This is a genomic window from Sphingopyxis sp. 2PD, from assembly GCF_005503695.1.
GTDB lineage: Bacteria > Pseudomonadota > Alphaproteobacteria > Sphingomonadales > Sphingomonadaceae > Sphingopyxis.
Genome location: NZ_SCMU01000003.1, coordinates 251956 through 272578 on the forward strand (window position 1 = coordinate 251956; position 20623 = coordinate 272578).

At 58.1% G+C, this 20623-nt stretch carries 15 protein-coding genes and 1 tRNA gene; 10 read left to right on the forward strand and 6 right to left on the reverse strand.

The window, feature by feature from the left end:
* Positions 1 to 352: 352 nt before the first annotated feature.
* The 7 genes from FFS18_RS04865 to FFS18_RS04895 are packed head-to-tail and all read left to right on the forward strand — an operon-like array spanning position 353 to position 11103.
* The gene (locus tag FFS18_RS04865) at positions 353 to 655 is read left to right on the forward strand and encodes a helix-turn-helix transcriptional regulator (RefSeq protein ID WP_137869982.1); all 303 of its coding nucleotides are present in this window, start codon (positions 353 to 355) and stop codon (positions 653 to 655) included.
* The gene (locus FFS18_RS04870; protein WP_137869983.1) at positions 639 to 1574 is read left to right on the forward strand and encodes a reverse transcriptase family protein; all 936 of its coding nucleotides are present in this window, start codon (positions 639 to 641) and stop codon (positions 1572 to 1574) included. Before FFS18_RS04865 ends, FFS18_RS04870 begins: the two co-directional genes overlap by 17 nt.
* Positions 1575 to 1604: 30 nt before the next feature.
* Complete coding sequence (locus FFS18_RS04875) at positions 1605 to 4445, forward strand: SNF2-related protein (protein WP_249340300.1); 2841 nt, start codon at positions 1605 to 1607, stop codon at positions 4443 to 4445.
* 4 nt (positions 4446 to 4449) lie between these two features.
* Positions 4450 to 5823 carry a GcrA family cell cycle regulator gene (locus FFS18_RS17865; protein ID WP_349304039.1) on the forward strand — a complete coding sequence of 458 codons (1374 nt, stop codon included), beginning with the start codon at positions 4450 to 4452 and terminating at the stop codon, positions 5821 to 5823.
* A gap of 19 nt (positions 5824 to 5842) precedes the next feature.
* Positions 5843 to 7585 carry a site-specific DNA-methyltransferase gene (locus tag FFS18_RS04885; RefSeq protein WP_137869985.1) on the forward strand — a complete coding sequence of 581 codons (1743 nt, stop codon included), beginning with the start codon at positions 5843 to 5845 and terminating at the stop codon, positions 7583 to 7585.
* On the forward strand, positions 7578 to 10271 hold the full coding sequence (locus tag FFS18_RS04890; protein ID WP_137869986.1) for a DEAD/DEAH box helicase: 2694 nt from the start codon (positions 7578 to 7580) through the stop codon (positions 10269 to 10271). The genes FFS18_RS04885 and FFS18_RS04890 overlap by 8 nt, the downstream gene beginning before the upstream one ends.
* 19 nt (positions 10272 to 10290) lie before the next feature.
* Positions 10291 to 11103, forward strand: coding sequence for a hypothetical protein (locus tag FFS18_RS04895; RefSeq protein WP_137869987.1), 813 nt, complete (start codon positions 10291 to 10293; stop codon positions 11101 to 11103).
* On the opposite strand, the gene FFS18_RS04900 is transcribed toward FFS18_RS04895, so the two are convergent.
* The 5 genes from FFS18_RS04900 to FFS18_RS04920 form a co-directional block, all read right to left on the reverse strand.
* A complete protein-coding gene (locus FFS18_RS04900; protein WP_212743020.1) occupies positions 10990 to 12240 on the reverse strand; it encodes a DUF4417 domain-containing protein in 1251 nt (416 codons plus the stop codon). The two genes, FFS18_RS04895 and FFS18_RS04900, sit on opposite strands and share 114 nt — an antisense overlap.
* Positions 12237 to 12587, reverse strand: a complete 351-nt coding sequence (locus FFS18_RS04905) for a hypothetical protein (protein ID WP_137869989.1) — start codon at positions 12585 to 12587, stop codon at positions 12237 to 12239. Before FFS18_RS04905 ends, FFS18_RS04900 begins: the two co-directional genes overlap by 4 nt.
* On the reverse strand, positions 12587 to 13156 hold the full coding sequence (locus tag FFS18_RS04910) for a hypothetical protein (RefSeq protein ID WP_212743021.1): 570 nt from the start codon (positions 13154 to 13156) through the stop codon (positions 12587 to 12589). The genes FFS18_RS04905 and FFS18_RS04910 overlap by 1 nt, the downstream gene beginning before the upstream one ends.
* Positions 13157 to 13526: 370 nt before the next feature.
* A tRNA-Leu gene (locus FFS18_RS04915) sits at positions 13527 to 13611 on the reverse strand.
* A gap of 61 nt (positions 13612 to 13672) precedes the next feature.
* Positions 13673 to 14959, reverse strand: a complete 1287-nt coding sequence (locus FFS18_RS04920) for a site-specific integrase (RefSeq protein WP_249340301.1) — start codon at positions 14957 to 14959, stop codon at positions 13673 to 13675.
* 270 nt (positions 14960 to 15229) lie between these two features.
* Here FFS18_RS04920 and FFS18_RS04925 point away from each other — a divergent pair, with 270 nt between their 5' ends.
* Positions 15230 to 16348, forward strand: coding sequence for an AI-2E family transporter (locus FFS18_RS04925; protein WP_137869991.1), 1119 nt, complete (start codon positions 15230 to 15232; stop codon positions 16346 to 16348).
* A gap of 109 nt (positions 16349 to 16457) precedes the next feature.
* On the opposite strand, the gene FFS18_RS04930 is transcribed toward FFS18_RS04925, so the two are convergent.
* Positions 16458 to 17912 (reverse strand): coniferyl aldehyde dehydrogenase, encoded by a 1455-nt coding sequence (locus FFS18_RS04930; protein ID WP_137869992.1) that lies wholly within the window; start codon positions 17910 to 17912, stop codon positions 16458 to 16460.
* 251 nt (positions 17913 to 18163) lie between these two features.
* Between FFS18_RS04930 and FFS18_RS04935 the strand changes: the two genes are divergently transcribed.
* Positions 18164 to 18994, forward strand: a complete 831-nt coding sequence (locus FFS18_RS04935) for a 23S rRNA (adenine(2030)-N(6))-methyltransferase RlmJ (RefSeq protein ID WP_137869993.1) — start codon at positions 18164 to 18166, stop codon at positions 18992 to 18994.
* A gap of 298 nt (positions 18995 to 19292) precedes the next feature.
* Positions 19293 to 20480, forward strand: a complete 1188-nt coding sequence (locus FFS18_RS04940; RefSeq protein ID WP_120215962.1) for an acetyl-CoA C-acyltransferase — start codon at positions 19293 to 19295, stop codon at positions 20478 to 20480.
* Positions 20481 to 20623 lie beyond the last annotated feature (143 nt).

Below are 20623 nucleotides of genomic sequence, written 5' to 3' on the forward strand. Positions count from 1 at the left end.
ATTGCTATCGTCTCTAGGTAACGGGTGTAGTCGTCGGGTCCGCTCTGTTTGGCGAGAATCCTTGGTCAGACCAGTCCATTCCGGGCTGGTCGCCAAGGCAAACAGAGAAAGGAAAAGCTATGGCTTTTTCTAAGATCACATACCGACGACGGCGGCGACGTGGGCTGCGAGGAGAACCTCTTGAGCAGCGTCGTGGGTTCTGGATGAAACTCCGGTCCCCAAATACTTTGAAGTTCATCATTTCGGTGGGCTTTATGATCTACCGGGTTTTCCGCTCATTGCAGAAAATCCATCAGCTCTTCGAGTAAACCGCCAACCTAATATCTACATGCAGCGGACGTTAGGAAATGACATGATAAATGAAGCCCTCAGACTGATCCGTGTATTTCACGATCTGAAACAATTTGAGCTGGCAGACCGCCTCAAGGTTTCAAAATCACACATCTCGGAGATTGAAAGCGGTAGCAAAACGCCATCACTGGATTTGATCGAAAAATATTCGATCGAATTTCGGATTCCGGTTTCAGCGATCATGTTCTTCGCTGAGCAAATCCCCAATGCCAAGCGCGGTGAAAAAGCGCGGACAAAAATTGCGTCAACCGTTCTTGATTTGCTGAGCTTTATCGAGAGGAAGGCGGATGCCACTGCGGCATAGCGCCACACCCTACACGTTGCGCGACAGTCCATTTTTCCGCCTGCGCACTCGCAAGAAGCTGGCGACATTGCTGCGCGTTTCGGAAGCTGCTCTTGCTGATATTTCCGCGCGCAATGATCTCTATGTAAGGTGCTGGAAACACAAGAAGGACAAAGACATCTGGCTGCGCGAGCAACCAGCCCCAGATATTGCGGCGCATTACCGTCCTATTGATATTCCAGACAGCGGCCTCAAGGCAGTTCAGTCTAGAATTGCTGGCCTGCTGAGCCGTATCACCCCTCCAGACTGGTTATTCAGCCCGGTCAAAGGGAGGTCGTATGTTGACAATGCCGCGTCCCATAAAGGTGCTCGGGCATACTGGTTGTTGGATATTGCAGACTATTTCCCAAGTTGTAGTGCCAACAATGTAGCACATTTTTTCAACCGCAAACTTGAATGTTCACCAGATGTTACCGCTATACTTGTCCATCTGACCACCTGGCAACAATGCTTGCCTCAAGGATCGCCATGCAGCCCAATCCTCGCATATTTTTCTAATCTGGACCTGTGGCAAGAGATTGAGCAATCAGTCATGCAAGCAGGACTGAAACACAGCGTCTATGCCGACGATATTACGATTTCAGGCCAGATGATAAGGAAAGAATTAATTTGGGAGGTAAAGCAATCCGTACATAAACACGGGATGAAGATAAAGGCAGATAAGGAATTGAGTCTGATTGACAGTCCTGCTGACATTACCGGCGTCATTGTCGTTGGTGACAGAACTAAATTGCCGAACCGGCAATTGAAACGACTGTTCGAACTTCGCGCTGAGCGTCATCGCGCAAGAGATGCCATTAAAAAACGGCTTCTAGACAATCAAATATCTGGCAGGGTTGCGCAAAAGCGGCAAGTCGAGCAAGCTTACAATGCCAAATAGTTTGGCACTAGAAAATGGATGAGATGCATAGTGTTCACGCAAATCCACGCGCATTACCATGCCCACAAGCTAACATTGGCTGGCACTGATGACGAAGCATTTACGCGTTCGCTGACATCCGCACGGGTTGAAATGAACCCTCACCAAGTTGATGCTGCACTTTTTGCCCTCAAATCCCCCCTTTCAAAAGGCGTTTTGCTCGCTGATGAAGTGGGATTAGGCAAGACGATTGAGGCCGGATTGGTCATCTCCCAGAGGTGGGCTGAACATAAGCGCCGGATAATCCTGATCGTGCCAGCGTCACTCCGCAAGCAATGGCAACAGGAGTTGTTTGAGAAGTTTTCTATCCGTAGCACTATCATTGAAGCAGCTACCTACAAGGCGATGAAAAAGGACAAGATTGCCCGCCCTTTCGAGTCAGCCGATGGCATCGTCATTTCATCCTATGAATTTGCCGCACGGAAGGCTGACGAGCTGCGCGCAGCAAAATGGGATCTTGTTGTTTTCGATGAAGCCCATCGCTTGCGCAACGTATATAAAAAGGGCGGATCTCAGCGCGCAAAGGAGCTGAAAGCCGCACTGCAAGACCCCTTCAAAATCCTGCTGACGGCAACGCCGTTGCAAAATTCTCTCATGGAACTCTACGGAATCGTCTCGGTGATCGACGACGAACATTTCGGCGGGGAGAATGCGTTCAAGGCGCAATATGCCGGGGCTTCGGCGAATAGTAGCGCGCTCGACGTGTTGAAGGAACGGCTGGCGCCGATCTGTCACCGAACATTGCGCAAACAGGTGCAAAAAGCTGGCCATATCAATTTCAAGCGGCGCAACGCCCGAACATTTACCTTCGATCCGTCCGCCGACGAACTGACACTCTACAACAGTCTGTCGGCATTTTTGCAGCGGAAAGATAGCATTTCATATGGCGACAAGGCCAATCAGCTCGTCGTGCTGCAAGTCCGCAAAATCCTGGGGTCTTCAACATTCGCCGTTGCAAGTTATCTCGACAAGCTGATCGAACGCCTGCGCCGCAAGGAACGTGCGACGCTGGATATTACCGATGATGTCGAAGACATCGAAACGACGTTTGAAGAGGCCGATGTAGATGATGAGGCCGACGAGGCCGAACCCATTGATCCGGTGAAGCTGGCGGCGGAAATCGCCGAACTGGAAACCTATCTGGCGCTGGCCCGGTCTATCGGTAGCAATGCCAAGGGCGAAGTGCTGCTCCACCAATTGCCCACGGTGCTTGATGAAATCGCGAACAAGGGCGGCCAACGCAAAGCGGTGATCTTCACCGAAAGCGTCCGCACTCAAAGCTATCTGAACGAGCTGCTCAGCAAGCATGGCTATGCAGGACAGATAGTCTTGATGAATGGCTCCAATGCTGACCCTGCCAGCAAGGAAGTCTATGCCGCGTGGAAGGAGCGCCACAAGGGAACGGACAAGATTTCCGGTTCAAAATCGGCCGATATGAAGGCCGCGATAGTCGAAGCGTTCAAAGGAGAGGACAAGGCGATCCTGATTGCGACCGAAAGCGGGGCAGAAGGCATCAACCTTCAGTTCTGCTCGCTGATCGTCAATTATGACCTGCCGTGGAATCCGCAGCGGGTTGAACAGCGTATCGGGCGTTGTCACCGTTATGGGCAGTTGATCGACGTCACCGTAGTCAACATGCTCAACCTCAAGAACCAGACGGAACAACGGATTCACGACCTGCTCGCCCATAAATTCCATCTGTTCGAGGGAGTCTTCGGGGCCAGCGATGAAGTTCTGGGCACGCTGGTCAGCGGTCTGGATTTTGAACGTGAGGTGCTGCGCATCGTGCAGGATTGCCGGACACCGGAACAATCGGAGTTTGAATTTGACGCCCTGAAATCCTCCATTGAGGACACGATCAACGCCGATATGGAAGCGGCGCGCGCCAAAGTGCTTGGCGCGCTTGATGCGGAGGTCATAGCAAAGCTCCACCACCGCGAGGCTGAACTGGCAACCAGCGTGCCCGAGTTCCGGCAAAGGCTCCTGACTATCGCTAAAGCGGAATTGCCCGGCGCCGCGTTTCCCGCGCCTGACAGCCAGCGGTTCGATCTGGACGGACTCACGTTCACGACCGAGTGGCCGATTGCCGATGACAATGATTGGCAATTCCTGCGCGTGTCGGATGGCCTGGGGTTGGAAATCGTCGAAGCCGCCAAGGCGCGCGATCATGCGAGCCAGTGCGCCGCACTGACATTCCGGCCCGATGATTTTCCCTATGCTGGGCAGATGGGCGCGGTGAAGGATTTGGCCGGACAGTCCGGCTGGCTGCGGGTGTTCCGGGCGGTGATGCCGACGCCCGATGCCCTGCGCGAAGAATTGCTGATTGCCTGTAGCAGCGATGCCGGGGCGCTCATTTCGGGCGAAGTGGCCGACAAGATGTTCATGGTTCCTGCCAAGGGAGCGCCTTCACACACGCAAATCGCTCCCGATGAAGCGTCGCTCAAAGCCATCGAACATACGCAGTTCGCGGCATTTTCGGACAAGATCAAAAACGAGAATTTCGCGTGGATTCAGGCCGAAGAAGACCGGCTGGATCGCTACGCGGCGGATATTGAAATTGAGCTCGATGCCCAGATTGATACGCTGGAAACCGAGGTCAAGGAACTGCAACGGCAAAAGCGGTCGCCCGATCTTTCGATGGAGGACAAGGTGGCGCTCAGCCGCAAGGTCAAGCGGATGGAGGGTGAGGTCGATGATCTCAAATTGTCCAAATTTGAACGGCGCAAGAAGGTGCGGCGCGATGTCAGCGACAAGCTCGACGAATTTGCCGAAAGCCTGAACATGCAACCGTCCATCACGCCGCTGATGACGCTGCGCTGGACGGTTGAATGATTGGATGTTCCGCGAGTTTGGCCCTGTTCCTATCAGCCTGGCGCTCGATTTCAGCAGCTATGAGGATGACTGGAGACACGTTGCCGCCTTTCGCGGACATTCGGGCTGGCTGTTGATGGCATCTGCGACCATTCAGAGCGCTCATGATATTCTCCATGCGAATCTGATCGTTGCCTGCGACGCCCAAGAGAATGCCATCCCAGCTTGGCGGGCCACTCATCTGGCACAATGCCAATGGTCTGATCTCGATCATTGCCCTTACGAACCGCCGGCAATGCTGGATGAGCTGCTATGTGAAGAGGAAGGTGCGCTTTATGCGCGATGGCAGCGCGAAGCCAATAGCGAGCTTGCCTCACTGCACGAACAAGCGCAGCGGAACATGGATGCTCTGGAAGCAAAAGCGACCAGCAAGGCGCGCAAGCTAGACAGACAAATCCGCGATCTTCAACGACGACGGCGTATGACAGACAATGAAGCCGCGCGCGCGGCGTTCGCGTCGGTGATCGCCGACTTGGAAGAAGAGGGCGACGCCGACGCCGAGTGGTTGATAGATCAAAGGATTACAATGCGACGCCGAGCTGATTTCGCCGAAGAAGCGCTTTGGCAGAATACCGACGTGCTGATCGAAGTTGAGACAACGAGGGTTATCCATTGGCGCGATGGTCGTCCTGCCGCCGAACGCGCGCTCTTCCCCGTCTGGCAAGCCGGACGATTCTACGCACCGAAGGTTTCTGGCGAATTTGCCGAACCTGAAGAGGCCGATGTTGTGCTCGCCAAAGTAACGGCGGCGTTGCGTGCCAATGCACAGCGTCAGTCCGAAAATCGCCCGGCGGATGATTTGCCTGCGCCCGCAGTCGGGCTTGAAGACCTGCCCAAAACTTCGCCATTCCTGCGCAAGCTGGCGACTGCTGCAACGATTCCCGCGCCCGCGCGTGTCGTCCCGAAGCCGCCACTTGGCCCCTTGCCCGTCGCAACTACCGAATCCAACGGCGCATCCTATGGCAAACTCAACATCGAACGAGACGTGTTAGCGGGCTTGCTGGAAGGACTGGAGGAACAGGGGCAGAAATTCTTCCCCAGCTCCCGGAAATATCTGCAAAATCAGGAGCAGCGGGCCGACATGGCGCGGCGCATAGCGGCACTGGATGCTATGATCGCTGGGAAACAGGCGGCAACACCTGCCGAATCGCGCGACGATCCGGCCAGCAAGTGGCCTTTCAAGCGGGTAGAAATGTTGAGGCAGCTATGGCTCAACGGGGTATCGGCAGGCGAAATCGCCAAGCAGATCGGCGATGTCAGCCGCAATGCCGTGATCGGCAAGGCAAAACGGCTTGGATTGCCTTTCAATTCAACAACTGGCGACGAGACAATCAGCTAAGAAATGACTATCGAATCCTATGACCAAAAAGACCAAACTTGAACTGACCTGGCCCGGCAAGGAGGATTGCCCCAAGCTGGAGCCGCGCATTCTGATCGAGAACCCGGACAAAAGCACCCACGCCGCCGCGCGGCGGTCGGACGCTGATATATTCGATAATATGCTCATCAAGGGGGATAATCTGCTCGCGCTCAAAGCGCTGGAAGCGGATTACGCGGGCAAGGTGAAGTGCATCTATATTGATCCGCCGTTCAATACCAAGCAGGCGTTCGACCACTATGAGGACGGCCTTGAGCATTCGCTCTGGCTCAGCCTTATGCAACAGCGGCTCAAATACATTCGAGAATTGCTATCCTCGGATGGTAGCCTCTTCATTCACATCGACGATAACGAGCTGGCCTATCTGACCATAGTGGCGGACGAGGTCTTCGGGCGACAAAACCGGATCAACATCGTTACCTTCAAGCAAGGGGCTGCAACCGGGCACAAGTCGATCAACCCCGGCGTTGTTAGCACGTCTAACTTCTTGCTGATCTATGCCAAAGATAAATCTGAATGGAAACCAAATCGCCTTTTCACCGCTCGCGGAGAGAGGGACAAGCGATACGGTCAATTCATCACTAACCGCGATGACCATTTTTCAGAATGGCGATTTACGACACTTGCGAAAGCGTTTGCTGCCCACCTTGGTTTACCGGAGAAGGCGCTCAAAAAGGAGCTTGGCGAGGATTTTGAAACGCAAATTGAGGGCTTTGTGCATACAAATGCTAGAAGCGTAATTCGTGTCGCAAAACCGGATTACAAAGCGGTTAGTGCAGCAGCTAGGGACATGATCGACCAATCTCTTAGAAATATAGAGAGCATTCTTTGCCTGAATCGCGATGACCACTCGGATATGTATTTCATAGGTGGGCAAAGAATTCTATTTTACTCTGATAAATTGAAGTTGGTCGATGGCGAATATGTAGCGGGTGAACCGCTAACGACCATTTGGGATGATCTTCTGTCGAACAATTTGCACAATGAGGGTGGCGTCGATTTTCCCAAAGGTAAGAAACCGGAAGCTCTGATAAAACGGTGCATAGACCTAGGTAGCGATCCCGGTGATCTCGTCCTCGACTCATTTGCCGGTTCCGGCACCACTGGCGCAGTCGCGCACAAAATGGGCCGCCGCTGGATCATGGTCGAAATTGGCGATCATGCGGATACGCATATCGTGCCGCGTCTGCAAAAGGTGATCGACGGCAGCGATCAGGGCGGGATCAGCAAGGCGGTGGATTGGAAGGGCGGCGGTGGGTTCCGCTATTTCACGCTCGCGCCCTCGCTGCTCACCCAGGACAAATATGGCAATTGGGTGATCGCCCAGGATTATAACCCCGCGATGCTGGCAGAGGCGATGTGCAAGCATATGGGCTTTACCTATGCGCCATCGGCAGGGGATTATTGGCGGCACGGGGCATCGACCGAAACCGACTTCATCTACGTCACCACCCAAAGCCTGACGCATGAAGCCTGCGCGAAAATATCGCAGGATGTCGGGCCGGATCGTTCGCTGCTGATCTGCTGCAAAGCCTATAGCGCCGAAGCCGAGGCGTTTGAAAATTTGACGCTGGTGAAAATCCCCACCGCCATCCTGCAAAAATGCGAATGGGGCCGTGACGATTATTCGCTCAATATCGCGAACCTGCCGCTGATGGAAAATGACGGTGCGCCCACCGCCGATGCCCTCCCCCTGTTCGGCGGGGAGGCAGGCGATGAGTGATGTGAACGAAACCCGCGTCCGCCGTCAGATTGCGCAGCGCCTCTCATTGCGCGGGCCGCAGGAACTGGCGCTGGGCATTCTCGGCGATGTGCTGACGCATATGGATTTCAGCGCGCCATGCGATCTGGCGGCGCTGCTCGCTGAAATCAAAAAGACCTATCCCAGTGTCGAAGCGTTTGAGCGGGACTTCCCCTCGCTCTGCTTCGCCCTCGCCACCGGCGTTGGCAAAACGCGGCTGATGGGTGCGTTCATCTCCTACCTCTACCTCACAGGCCGTTCCAAAAATTTCTTCGTCCTCGCTCCCAACACGACGATCTACAACAAGCTGGTCGATGATTTCTCCAAGCAATCTTCACCGAAATACGTGTTTCGCGGCATATCCCAATTTGCTCAGACGCCGCCGGTGATCGTGACGGGCGACACATGGCAGGAAGGGCGCGGTATTCGCGGGGCCGATCTGTTCGGCAACGAAGCGATCATCAACATTTTCAACGTAGACAAGATCAACCGGGAAAGCGGCAAAATCCGGTCTTTCCGCGAGACGCTGGGCGACAGCTATTTCGACTATCTCTCCAAGCTGCCCGATCTCGTCATGCTGATGGACGAAGCGCACCGATACCGCGCGAAGGCGGCGGCGCAGGCGGTGTTTGAACTTGATCCCAAGCTAGGGCTGGAACTCACCGCGACACCCAAGACGGTCGGCGCAAGCCCCAAGGATTTCAAAAATGTCATCTACCATTACGGTCTCGGCAACGCGATGGCCGATGGCTATGTGAAGGAACCCGCCGTCGCGACGCGCGCGGATTTCAACGCCAAAGACTATGATGCCGACAGCCTTGAAAAGATCATGCTGGAAGACGGAGCGCATTATCACGAGCATGTGAAGACCGAGCTGGAGCTTTACGCGCGCCAGACCGGGCGCAAGCACGTCCACCCGTTCATGCTGGTCGTGGCGAAAGATACGGCGGAAGCCAAGCGGCTGCGCGACTGGATCGAAAGCGATGATTTTTTCAACGCAGCCTACAAGGGCCGCGTGGTGGAAGTGCATTCCAACCAGACCGGCGTTGAAAGCGATGAAGCCTCGCAGCGGCTGGTGACGCTGGAGGAAGCGGGCGACACGGACATCGTGATTCACGTCAACAAGCTGAAAGAAGGCTGGGACGTCACCAACCTTTACACCATCGTCCCGCTGCGCGCGTCGGCCTCCGACATTCTCACCGAACAGACTTTGGGGCGAGGCCTGCGCCTGCCTTACGGCGAACGCACCGGCAACGAGGCGGTCGATACGCTGACCGTCATCGCGCATGACCGATTCAGCGAAGTCATCAGCAAGGCGAAGGAAGCTGATTCACTCGTCCAGCTTAAGGCATTCACCATCGGCGCGGGCGGCGACATTTCGACCGAGCCGCAATCCATCATGGAAGTGACGACGACATTTGAAGCGGCGCTGACGGGCAAGGATGTGCCGGAAGGGGTGCGTGAGGAACGGACGCCCTTCATCTTTGACAGCCTCGAAGATCGCCAGATTGCCCAGACCACTATCGACGTGATCCGCGACAAATATGAGCGGCAGTTGACCGGCGGCCTCAAGGATTTGCTCAAGCCCGAAGTTCAAAAGGCGATTGCGGCTGACGTGACGCGGCTTTCCGCCGCGCGCCAGAGCCAAGGCGTTTTGGGCGGCATCGTCCAAACGCCTGACATTGCCAAACTGGTCGGCATCGTCACCGCTAGCGTTGCCGAGAACACCATCGAGATTCCCGAAATCGTCGTGCTGCCAAGCCGTGAAGTCAATTTCTGGTTCGAGGATTTTGACCTCGGCAGCATGGCCGACATTCGGTTGCAGCCAATCTCCGACCGCCTGTTGATCCGTAACCTGCGCGATCAATCGCAACGCGAACTGGCGCGGGCATTGGAAGGGCCGAAAGAGGCGCGGGTCGAAAATTATCTCGTCAAGCACCTGATGGATTACCCGCAGGTGGATTATGACAGCCAGGCCGATCTGCTTTACAAGCTGGCGGGGCAGATGATCGACTACCTCCGCAGCTATCTCACCTCGGAGGAAGACGTTGAGAACGTCGCGCTGGCGCACGGCAAGATGCTCGCCCAGCGGATTTTCTCGCAGATGAAGGCGCATTACCGGCAAACCCCCGCCGAATACCGTGCGAGCAAGGTTCGGTCGTTCCGCGCGTTGCAACCGCAGCAATTCAGCTATTCGCTCGCCAAGCTGTTACCGATGTCGCAAGCCGCGATGCCGCTTTCGACGACACCGGGCTTCACCTTCTCCGGCAGCAGCAAAAGCCCGTATCAGTTCCACAAATTCCATTCCGATCCCGAACGGCGTTTTGCGGTGATGATCGACAGCGGATTTGAAAAGGACGTGCTGCGCTGGCTCAAGCCGGGGCGCGGGCAATTCAGGATCGAATATCAGCCGGGCAAGCCATATGAGCCGGACTTCGTGATCGAAACCACTGCCGAAAAGCTGATCGTCGAGGTGAAAGCCGACAATGAAATGGCTGATCCTACCGTGCTGGAAAAGGCGCGGGCTGCTTCGGAATGGGTGAAACACGCCAACGAGTTCGCCGCCGATGGCGACGGGAAGCATTGGCGTTACGCCTTGGTTCCCGCACAGGCGATTACCGAGAATGCGACACTGACCGGGCTGTTGGCGGCGTATGTGCGGGTCTAAAGCGAACATAGAGACATAGATGGCATCTGTTGTCGCAGACTTTGCAGCAGCCGATGATCTGTTGCGCGAAGCTGGCCAAGGGCGACTGGCTGGCCATGGCTCAATCGTTCTGCAAAAATCTGGTCGAATTGGTCCTCTTGTCGAGATTGCGTTGGCTGCCATGACGCATGGCGACCAATATCGCGGCGTTTCCATGAACAGCTCATTTGCCGCGCACCTGAATCAAGCACTGCAATCGCGCTGTCCATTCGGCAGTAGCTATAATGATCGTGCGGGCGCGTTCCCGCTCAGCGCGGTCAACCCCGTCACTTCGACTGGGCCGGAATGGGATCAATGGACGACCCATGCAGAAAACATCGCCAAGGCCCAAGGGTTCAATGCCCAGCTCGTTGCGGGCTTGCTCGGTGCGTTGATTGAAATTCAGGATAACATTTATGAGCACAGCGGCGCTCCCGAATCCGGAGTCGTCGCCTACGCGACGACTGCAAGCTCATTTGAGTTCGTGGTAGCGGATCGCGGTATCGGTGTGCTGTCGAGCCTGCGGCAGAACCCCAAATACGCGCATGTCAGCGACGCGGGTGTTGCATTGGGATTGGCGATAACCGACGGTGTTTCTCGCTTCCCGTCGGAGACGGGGCACGGCCAGGGCTTCAACCAGCTATTTCGTGCGCTTGTTGGCCACAACGCCGAACTACGATTTCGCAGTGGCGATCATGCTCTAACCCTTAGACCTGGTCGCGATTTCACCGAAGGCGCGTCGGTCTTGGCTCAAGTTGCCCCGCTGGCCGGACTGTCCATATCCGTGTTTTGCAATGGTGGGGCTTTGCCCTGAACGCACTACCCTTCGATCTGCGTGCAGACGTTCCAGATAGGTATGATGGCTGTGGAGGGTAGCGACGTTCTGTTGAAGCAACCCATCAAGCGGCTCGCCAGCGGCTGTTGGGTGGCTGTGCCAATGCAGTTTACCGGACTCTGTAAAGTAGGCCTGCTTGCGACAACGAGTTTTGTGGAACGCATCGGTATCAATCACGGTGACCGCATCAAATGATTGACGAAGGGGTTCAAGCACCCTCGCTCCGCCTCGCACCATAAGACGCAGCGGGCGATTTACTACAGCGGCAAGCTGGCGAAGTCGGGCAACATGCCAATCGATTCTGCTACCGCGCCCTGCTCCGGTTGCAAACTCGACGGCAATGGATTGGATCTCGGGACGAGCCGCAATCAGTTCAGCCCAGCGCTGATAGTCGCGTTCGGTGCGGGCGTTGACGTGAAGCGCGGCGGGCAGCCCCGCCTCGGCCATTTCCAGCCAAGCCAATAATATCCGTTTCATAGCGTGCAGGTTGTCGGTGCGCGGCACGTTAGTTAGCACGCTGAAATTAGGCGGAGTGATAAGTGCGATGCCAAGCGATTGGAGCTGACCAAGCAACTCGGCACGGTTCGGCAGTCCCCAATAGCGCTCGATGTCGGAGTCGCGCCCAACGCCCGACACCACAATCCGCGCTTCCGACGCGATGCCGAATTGGTTGGCGATAGCTTCGCGGTCTTTGAATTTCAACGATGCGTTGCCAAGGTCGATCAGCGCGTAGAGCGGGATCGCGACGATCGGGAAATTGAGGCGTCCGTGCCTTGCTGAATTGTGCTCGATCAGCGGGACCATGCTCGGCAACGGATCAACACTAATTTCGGGCGCTCGCCGCGCAGTCGCCAAATCGAATCCGCCTATTTCACGCCATCGAGCAACGAATGCTGCCGGATTTCCTCGGCACACCAAATCGCAGGATGCCTTGTCTGCACAGCGACAATAATCGTTGCAGTCAAAAAAACTGGAATCTTTGTGCGCGCCGCCGCAGGTGCCGCGATCCACGCAGGTCCAGCATCCGAGCGACGCGGATGCAGTTTCCGCATCGTCCCATAACGCTTGCGTATTCGGTATTTGCCGGAGGGAGTGATGTTGAGGGGGGTCTTTCATCTGATACTCAGCTCCGCATTGTTGCCAAACAAACCGACGCGCTCCACCATGCCCAGGGCCACCCCACCGCACCCATCAATGGCGGCGCGAACATCAGCCGAAATCCCCTGAATTGCGCCCACCTGCCGGTGGCCGCTGCACACAATGACCGCCTGACCGTTGCATTGCACAACCACTTGGTCGCCAACCTTCAAAGTCGATCCGCCGCTAAGGTCGGCGGTCACAATGCGCTGTCGATTGGTGAATTGAACGTCGAACAGGCCAGGTGATGTTAGGCGGTCCAATCCTTTGTCCCAGCGCTTGCGCCACGGTTTGCCAGACTGTTCGCGGATGAAATCGACGCCCATCAAATCGCCTCCATCACAGGCGCAAACGTCTTGGTCTTACCGCTCTTGAATTCCATCAAAATGCCCTTGGCGGTGAGCGTTGCAAGCCGGTTATTCCATGCGGTTGTCCCTATTCCCTCGTCGGGGCGGAGCTTCGCCAGTTCCGGTGCCGAGATACGGTGATGCTGGGCAATGAGCTTCATGGTGGACTGTTGTGCTGCATCCAGTTCGCCAAGAATATGCGGCTGCGAAGCGTTCCCCGCGTCGCTCAGCGAACACGCCCAGATCGCGTCATTGCGATCCTTAAGATATACGGAAAGCTCTTCCTCTATGGTTGCGTTTGCGTTCGCCACGACCGGATAAAGCATCCCAATGGCATTGCGACCGAAGTCACGGAAGCCGAGGACGGCCTCACGCAAAAACGAGCCAGTGGCGATGTCAACGCCTGCGAAATCGAGATAGGCAACAACCGGCGCGGTTACTGGCTGGGTTTCGCCGATAAGGCTGGCAAGCATCTGCCGCCCCATTGCGCTGCCCGCTAGGGTCGCCCTTTTGGCGGCAATATCGAATATGGAATACCGAATCATCATTATCCTCACTATTTGCAGTGAGAATAATGATGATTCGGCTGATGTCAATCTTTCTCAGATGACACAAGCACGTTGGACGATCAGGCCTGTCGAATAAGTTCCCTTCGCGCGCGCGTTTCAAACCGGTAAGACAGCGTCGAAAGCACTGTTGGTCCTTGGTTCCAGCTAGTGAGACGAAAAGATGGCATAAGCCCAGCGAACATAGGTTTGGGCGATGGCCGAATCCCGTCCGGAATTCCTAGGGCCAGCATGACAATGTCGTTCGATTGTCATTTCGCACAGCGGAGCGCGGATCGTGCGACCCTTGGGCGTCCGCTGATGCAGGCTCCTGCCCACCGTGCGGTGTGCTTTCGGAGCCTGCTATCATGGATGGTGCGGGCGGTGGGAATCGAACCCACACTCCTTGCGGAACGGGATTTTGAATCCCGCGCGTCTACCAATTCCACCACGCCCGCGTTGCGACACGCCTATAGCGACGAGATCAAAATGTGCAACGTGAAAAGCGAACTATGTAGCTTATTTCGTTGACTTCGCAGCCTTCTTACCAGCGGCGACTGGCTTTGGTCGCGCTTTGCGAACATTGACAGCCGAGGCGTCAATGTTGTTCTTCAAATGCCGCCCGTAATATTTCTCAATCATTTCGACACTCGTGCGGCAGTTCTTCGCAACTTGATAAATATCTGCACCTTCGAGCAAGCGAAGGCAAATATAGGTATGCCGCAGGCTGTAACAGGTGCGGACGTGACCATCCCGGTCGAATTTCAGATTCAGCTCATCTAAGACAGTGTTCATCAATTCGCGCGGCGACTTCCCGAAAACCTTGTCGGTCAGTTTGAGCTGTTTGCGCTTGCGAACACGCTCAAAGGGCAGGATCGCACCGGGCATTGACTTGCAGAAACCAACGCCGCGCTTGCCGCGAACCTCAATCTCCAGGATGCGCTCACCGGTCGATTCGTCGTTCACGATCTTGACGTCCCGCAGCTCAAGCCGCGAGGCCTCATCGGGACGCAGCCCCGTATTCCCCATGAACAGGACATAATCGTGAAAGGTCTCGCAGACTTCGCGCCAGCGCGGCTTGGGCGGATTCTTCGCCCGCTCGCGCGTCGCCTCGTAGAGCATCTTGTATTCCTCGGGCGAGAACCAGGCGCGATGCTCCAGCTTGCCGGAAGTCTTGTAGGGCGCTGACATATCCGGGATTGCCGCGATCCAGCCCTTACGGTTGGCGGTTTTCAACACCTGACGGAGCGTGACGATTTCGTGATGTAGGGTGGCACGGGCAGGCTTCTTCGGTTTGCCGGTCTTTGGATCGAGCCGCGATGTTTGACGGTGCGCCCGATACTCCTGCACTTTGCCAGCGGTAATGTCCTCCAGAGCCGTGTTACCAAAGAACGGCAACAGATGGACGCGGATTATGTCGGACTTCGACGCCACATATCCTGCATTACGCTCGCCCATCGTGATGACCTCGAACTCGCTGGTGAACGCTTTGGCGGCATCCTCGAAACTGGGGCCAGTTGGCGTTCGCCTACGCCGCCCATCGGTCGGCGCGCCGGGTCCGGCGATAAGATTCTGGACGGGAACGTCCAGCAAGGAAACGCCACCGCGTCGGCGTTGGCGATCCTCGACGCATCGCTCCATATACCAATCGCGGGCAAAATCCTTTGCAGCGGCAAGGCTCGTTTCCTTGGTCGTCTGGCGATGGTTGCGACTTCCCAGATAGGTGGCGCATTGCCAGTAGCGGCTACCCTCACGCCGATAAACGTGGAGCGCACCATCCATTAGCTCGTGGGTTTCAACTGGCATTACGAAGTCCCCAAAGTGTGTAAGACTTGTGTAAGTCTTTTTGGAAACCTCGTCCTTACTCAAACTGTTGGTTTTACAGGGTTTTTGGCTTAGATTTTTAGGCTAAACGCGATTTTGAGTGCGGCGCGTCTACCAATTTCACCACAGGGGCCCGTGGACGGCGCCCGCGCCGGGACTGATTCCCGCCGGACGACCGATGCGGAGGTGCCGTTGCCACAGAAAGGTGGTTTTAGTCTAGTGGATAAGCGGCATCGTGCATAAGACGGTGGAATGACCGACAAGAGCAAGCCAGCCCCCGCTGCATCGCCATCACGCCCCGCCCCCGCCAAGCCCGCCCGCGCGCAGCCAGCCGCCGCCGCGCCTTTCGGCCCCGGCAAGATCGCGATGACGGCGCTGATCGTCATTGCGATCATCGGGGTCGCGTGGCTGGCGATCACCCTCACCCGCTTTTTCATGCTGGTGTTCGCCGCGATCGTGCTGGGCGCGATCTTTGACGCCATCGCCAGCTGGCTCGTGCGTCGGACCGGCATGAAGCGCGGTTTCGCGCTGGCCGGATCGGTGGCCGGGATCATCGCGGTCTTTGCCGGCGCCTTCGTGCTGTTCGGATCGCAGCTCGCGAACGAGGTCGATACGATCCGCCAGCAGGTTCCGCGCGCCTTGCAAGGGGTGGAGGCCTTCCTCGACCGCTATGGCCTCGGCGAGCGCGTACGCGAACTCGCCGAAGTCGGCGGCAACGACATCTCGCAGCTCGTGTCGCAAGCGGGCGGCTATGCGCTGGCCGCAGGCAGCGGCATCGCCGATTTCGTGCTGGTGCTGGTCGCGGCGATCTTCCTCGCCAGCGATCCCGCCACCTACCGCCGCGGCCTGTTGCTGCTGATGCCCGCCAAGGCCGAAGCAACCGCCGCGCTGGCGCTCGACGATGCCGGGCGCGGGCTGAAGGGCTGGATGGTCGGGCAAGCGGTGTCGTCGCTGGTCGTCGCGGCGCTGACCTGGGCAGGGCTGGCGCTGCTTGGCGTTCCGGCCGCAGGCGGGCTCGGCCTGATCGCCGGCCTGCTCGACGTCATCCCGATGATCGGGCCGATCATCGCGGGGATCCCCGCGGTGCTGCTCGCCTTCACCGTATCGCCCGCGACCGCGCTGTGGACACTGGTGCTGTTCTTGGTGATCCAGCAGTTGCAGGGCAATTTCCTGCAACCGATGATCCAGAAACAGGCGGTCGACGTGCCGCCCGCGGTGCTGCTGTTCGCGGTGGTCGCGGCGGGGGTGCTGTTCGGTTTCCTCGGCGTGCTGCTCGCGGCGCCGCTGACGGTCGTGGTCTATGTGCTGGTGCAGCGGGTGTATGTGAAGACGTTGCTGGGCAAGGATATCAAGATCGCCGGGGCGGATTGAGGTCGCCGCTTAGGCAAAGACCGTAGCCCTGAGCCTGTCGAAGGGCGCCTATCCGAGAGGCGCCCTTCGACAGGCTCAGGGCTATGGTGATTTTGTCGCTGTGGTTTACCTATTTCTTCAATTCCTTGGCCAACGTCTTCGCCGTCGCCTTGCCATAGGGCGGCTTGAAGCCCGCTAAGCCCGCTACATCCAGCTTCGGCTGACGATACACGGCGCGCGAATGGCTGAAGGTGCGGAAGCCGTCGACGCCGTGATAATTGCCCATCCCCGACGGCCCGACCCCGCCGAACGGCAGATCCTCCATCGCATTGTGGAACAGCACGTCGTTGACCGTCACCCCGCCCGAGATCGTCCGCGTCAGCACGCGATCCTCCTCGCTCTTGTCCTGCCCGAAATAATAGAGGCCGAGCGGGCGGTCGTTCGCGTTCACATAGTCGATCGCCTCGTCGATATTCTTGTACGTCTTGACCGGCAGGATCGGGCCAAAGATTTCCTCCTGCATCACCTTCATGTCGTCGGTCGGATTGCGGACGATGTGGAGCGGCATCTTGTGGCCATTGGCACTCGCGAAATCCTCGCCCGCCGGATTGACCTCGATCACCTCGGCGCCCTTTTCGCGCGCATCGGCCAGATAGGATTGCAGCCGGTCGTAATTGCGGCCGTTCACCACCGACGTATAGTCGTCATTGGCGAGGAGCGTCGGATAAAGCGCGGTCGCGCCCTTGGTGACGCTGTCGATGACTTCGCCCTCCTGATCCTCCGCCACCAACAGATAATCGGGAGCGAGACAGATTTGCCCTGCGTTCATCATCTTGCCAAGCGCCACGCGCTGCCCGACCAGATCCTTGTTGGCGCTGCGCCCGATAAAGGTCGGCGACTTGCCGCCGAGTTCGAGCGTCACCGGCACCAGATTGTCCGCCGCGGCGCGCATGATGTGGCGCCCGACGCTCGTCGCGCCGGTAAAGATCAGATGGTCGAACGCGAGCTTCGAAAAAGCGACCCCGACATCGGCATCGCCCGTAAACACGGCCATTTCGGTCTCATCGAAATATTCGGGCACCAGCCGCGCGATCAGCGCCGAGACATTCTCGGTGAACTCGCTCGGCTTGATCATCGCGCGGTTGCCCGCGGCCAGGATGCCCGCCATCGGTACGAACACCATGCCGACAGGAAAATTCCACGGCGCGACAACGCCGACGACGCCCTTGGGCTGATAGACGACCTCCGCCTTCGCGCCGAGCAGGCCGAGCGGGAAGGTGGGCTTCCGTTTTTCGCCCTTCGACCAGGCGGCAATATGCTTCTTCGCATGCTTGAGCGCGCTTACCGAGGGCATGATGTCGGTCATCAGCGTCTGTTCGCGGCTGCGATGCCCGAAATCCTCGCTGACCGCCTTGGCGAAATCCTCGGCATTGTCGACGAGCAAGGCGATCGCGCGGTCGATACGATCGGTACGGACGCTCAGGCTTTCGGGCATCGCTGCGGTAAAGCTCGCCTTCTGCGCCTCGAGTATCTTGTGCATCCGTGCGGTTTCGCCGGTGATATCCTGCTTGATGGCGGTGGCCATGACCTGTCTCCCCTGTTTCGATTTGCACGACTTCACCATGACGCGCGGTGCGTTGCAAGTTGAAACCCGCGTTCGCGACATCTCCGCCTCTGGCGACGATTGTCATCGTGGGGCCAAGCGTTGCGCAGAAAGCTTTGAAGCTTTCCGCCCGACGCTATACGGGCACCGGATTGATTGCTTTCACCGCCTCGCGCCCGGCTGCTGCGCCCGGCCGTCCGCAAGAAGGCAGATCGCCGGGATTTTGAATTGCCATGAATTATCGTCATTCCTTTCATGCTGGCAATAGCGCCGATGTCGTAAAGCACGGCCTGCTGATCGCGCTCGTGCGGGCCTTGCAACTCAAAGAAGGGCCGTTGACCCTGATCGACACCCATGCTGGTTGCGGCCTGTATGACTTGGGCAGCGAGGAGGCCCAGCGGACCGGCGAAGCCACCCAGGGCGTGCTGCGCGCCTTTGCCGACGACAATCCCTTATTGGACGACTATCGCGCCGCCGTGCGGGCGGTGAATGCCGGGGCGGAGCCGCGTCTCTACCCCGGCTCGCCGCAGGTTCTGGCGCAGCTTCTGCGGCCGCAGGATTTTCTGATCCTCAACGAAAAGCATCCCAATGATGCTTACACCCTGCGCGGCGCGATGCGCGGCACATCCGCCGCGGTGCATCAACGCGACGCCTACGAGCTTTGGCTGGCGCTGCTGCCGACACGCACCCCGCGCGGCGTGGTGGTGGTCGATCCGCCCTATGAGCAGACCGACGAACGCGCGCGCATCACATCGACCCTCGCCGCCGCGCATCGCAAATGGGCGCATGGCGTCACGGTGATCTGGTTTCCGCTGAAGGACCGCGAAACGCATCGGCGGTGGAAGCAGCAGTTGCGAAATCTCGGGATCCCGAAGTTTCTGGTGGTCGAGCATTGGCTGTACGATCGCGATCAGTCCGACATCTATAACGGCGCGGGCCTTTTCATCGTCAACCCGCCCTATGCCTTCACGCAGGCGTTGCCGCCGCTGCTGGAAGCCATGCGGCGCGCGCTCGCGCCGGAGGGGCATCGGGGAGAAATTATCTGCGAGTGGCTGGACGGTTGAAATACTGTCCTTGCGCTCGACGCCCTCGGGCAAAGAAGCCGCTTTCCTATTATATTTCGCTATGCTTGAACATGGCAGAGCAATGACGTCACGCCGGCTCAGGCACGCGATTCCACGGCGGATAGCAAGGCCGCAGGGCTCGTCGTTGGGCTGAACTTTACTGAACTTTGAACCCGCGCCGCGCGGGTGGGTCGCCCCCTCTCGACAAAAGCCGTACGCTATATCACCCCCTTTCGCAGTTGCAGCATTTCCGCTAATCGGGCCGCCGATCCTGTTTTCCCTTACGGAGTCTTGTCCCATGGCCGCCACCGATCCCGTCGTCTTCCTGTCCTATGCCCGCACTCCGATGGGGAGCATGCAGGGCAGCCTGTCGGACGCAAGCGCAACCGACCTGGGCGCGACCGCGGTCAAGGCGGCGGTCGAGCGCGCGGGCGTCGCGGGTGACGACATCGAGCGCATCTATATGGGCTGCGTGCTGCCCGCCGGGCTCGGCCAGGCGCCAGCGCGCCAAGCGGCGATCAAGGCGGGCCTGCCCAAGTCGGTGCAGGCGACCACGGTCAACAAGGTCTGCGGGTCGGGCATGCAGACGGTGATCATGGGCGCCGAAGCGCTTGCCGCGGGCAGCGTCGATTTGATTGTTGCGGGCGGCATGGAATCGATGACCAACGCGCCCTATCTGCTCAAGAAGCACCGCGGCGGCGCGCGCATCGGTCATGACACCGCCTATGACCATATGTTCCTCGACGGGCTGGAAGATGCCTATGAAGCGGGCCGCGCGATGGGGACTTTCGCGCAGGACACCGCCGACGCCTACCAGCTGAGCCGCCAGGCGCAGGATGACTATACGCTCGCATCGCTGAGCCGCGCCAAGGCCGCAATCACCGACGGCGCCTTCGCCGCAGAAATCGCGCCGGTGACGATCGCGGGCCGCAAGGGCGACACCATCGTCGATACCGACGAAGCCCCCGGCAAGGCGATGCCCGACAAGATCCCGACCCTGAAGCCCGCCTTTGCCAAGGATGGCACGATCACCGCGGCGACCAGCAGCTCGATTTCGGATGGCGCCGCTGCGGTGGTGCTGACGCGCCAGTCGGTCGCGGACGCCAAGGGCGCGAAGCCCGTCGCGCGCCTCGTCGCGCACGCTGCGCACGCGCAGGAACCGAAGGATTTCACCATCGCCCCCGTCGGCGCGATCAATAAGGTGCTGGCCAAGGCTGGCTGGACGATCGGCGACGTCGACCTGTTCGAAGTCAACGAAGCCTTTGCCTGCGTCGCGATGTTCGCGATGCACGACCTCGGCATTCCGCACGAAAAGATCAACGTCCACGGCGGCGCAACCGCGCTCGGCCACCCGATCGGCGCCAGCGGCACGCGCATCATCACGACGCTGATCGCAGCACTCCAACGCCACGGCAAGACGCGCGGTATCGCGAGCCTGTGCATCGGCGGCGGCGAGGCAACGGCGGTCGCGGTCGAGCTGGTCTAGCCGCCACTTCCGTCATTGCGAGCGCAGCGAAGCAATCCAGAGCGTGACAAGCCGCTCTGGATTACTTCGCTGCGCTCGCAATGACGGCGCCAAAGGTTGCGTTACTTGGTCGTACCCTACGCCCGCCCCACCGCATCATCGCG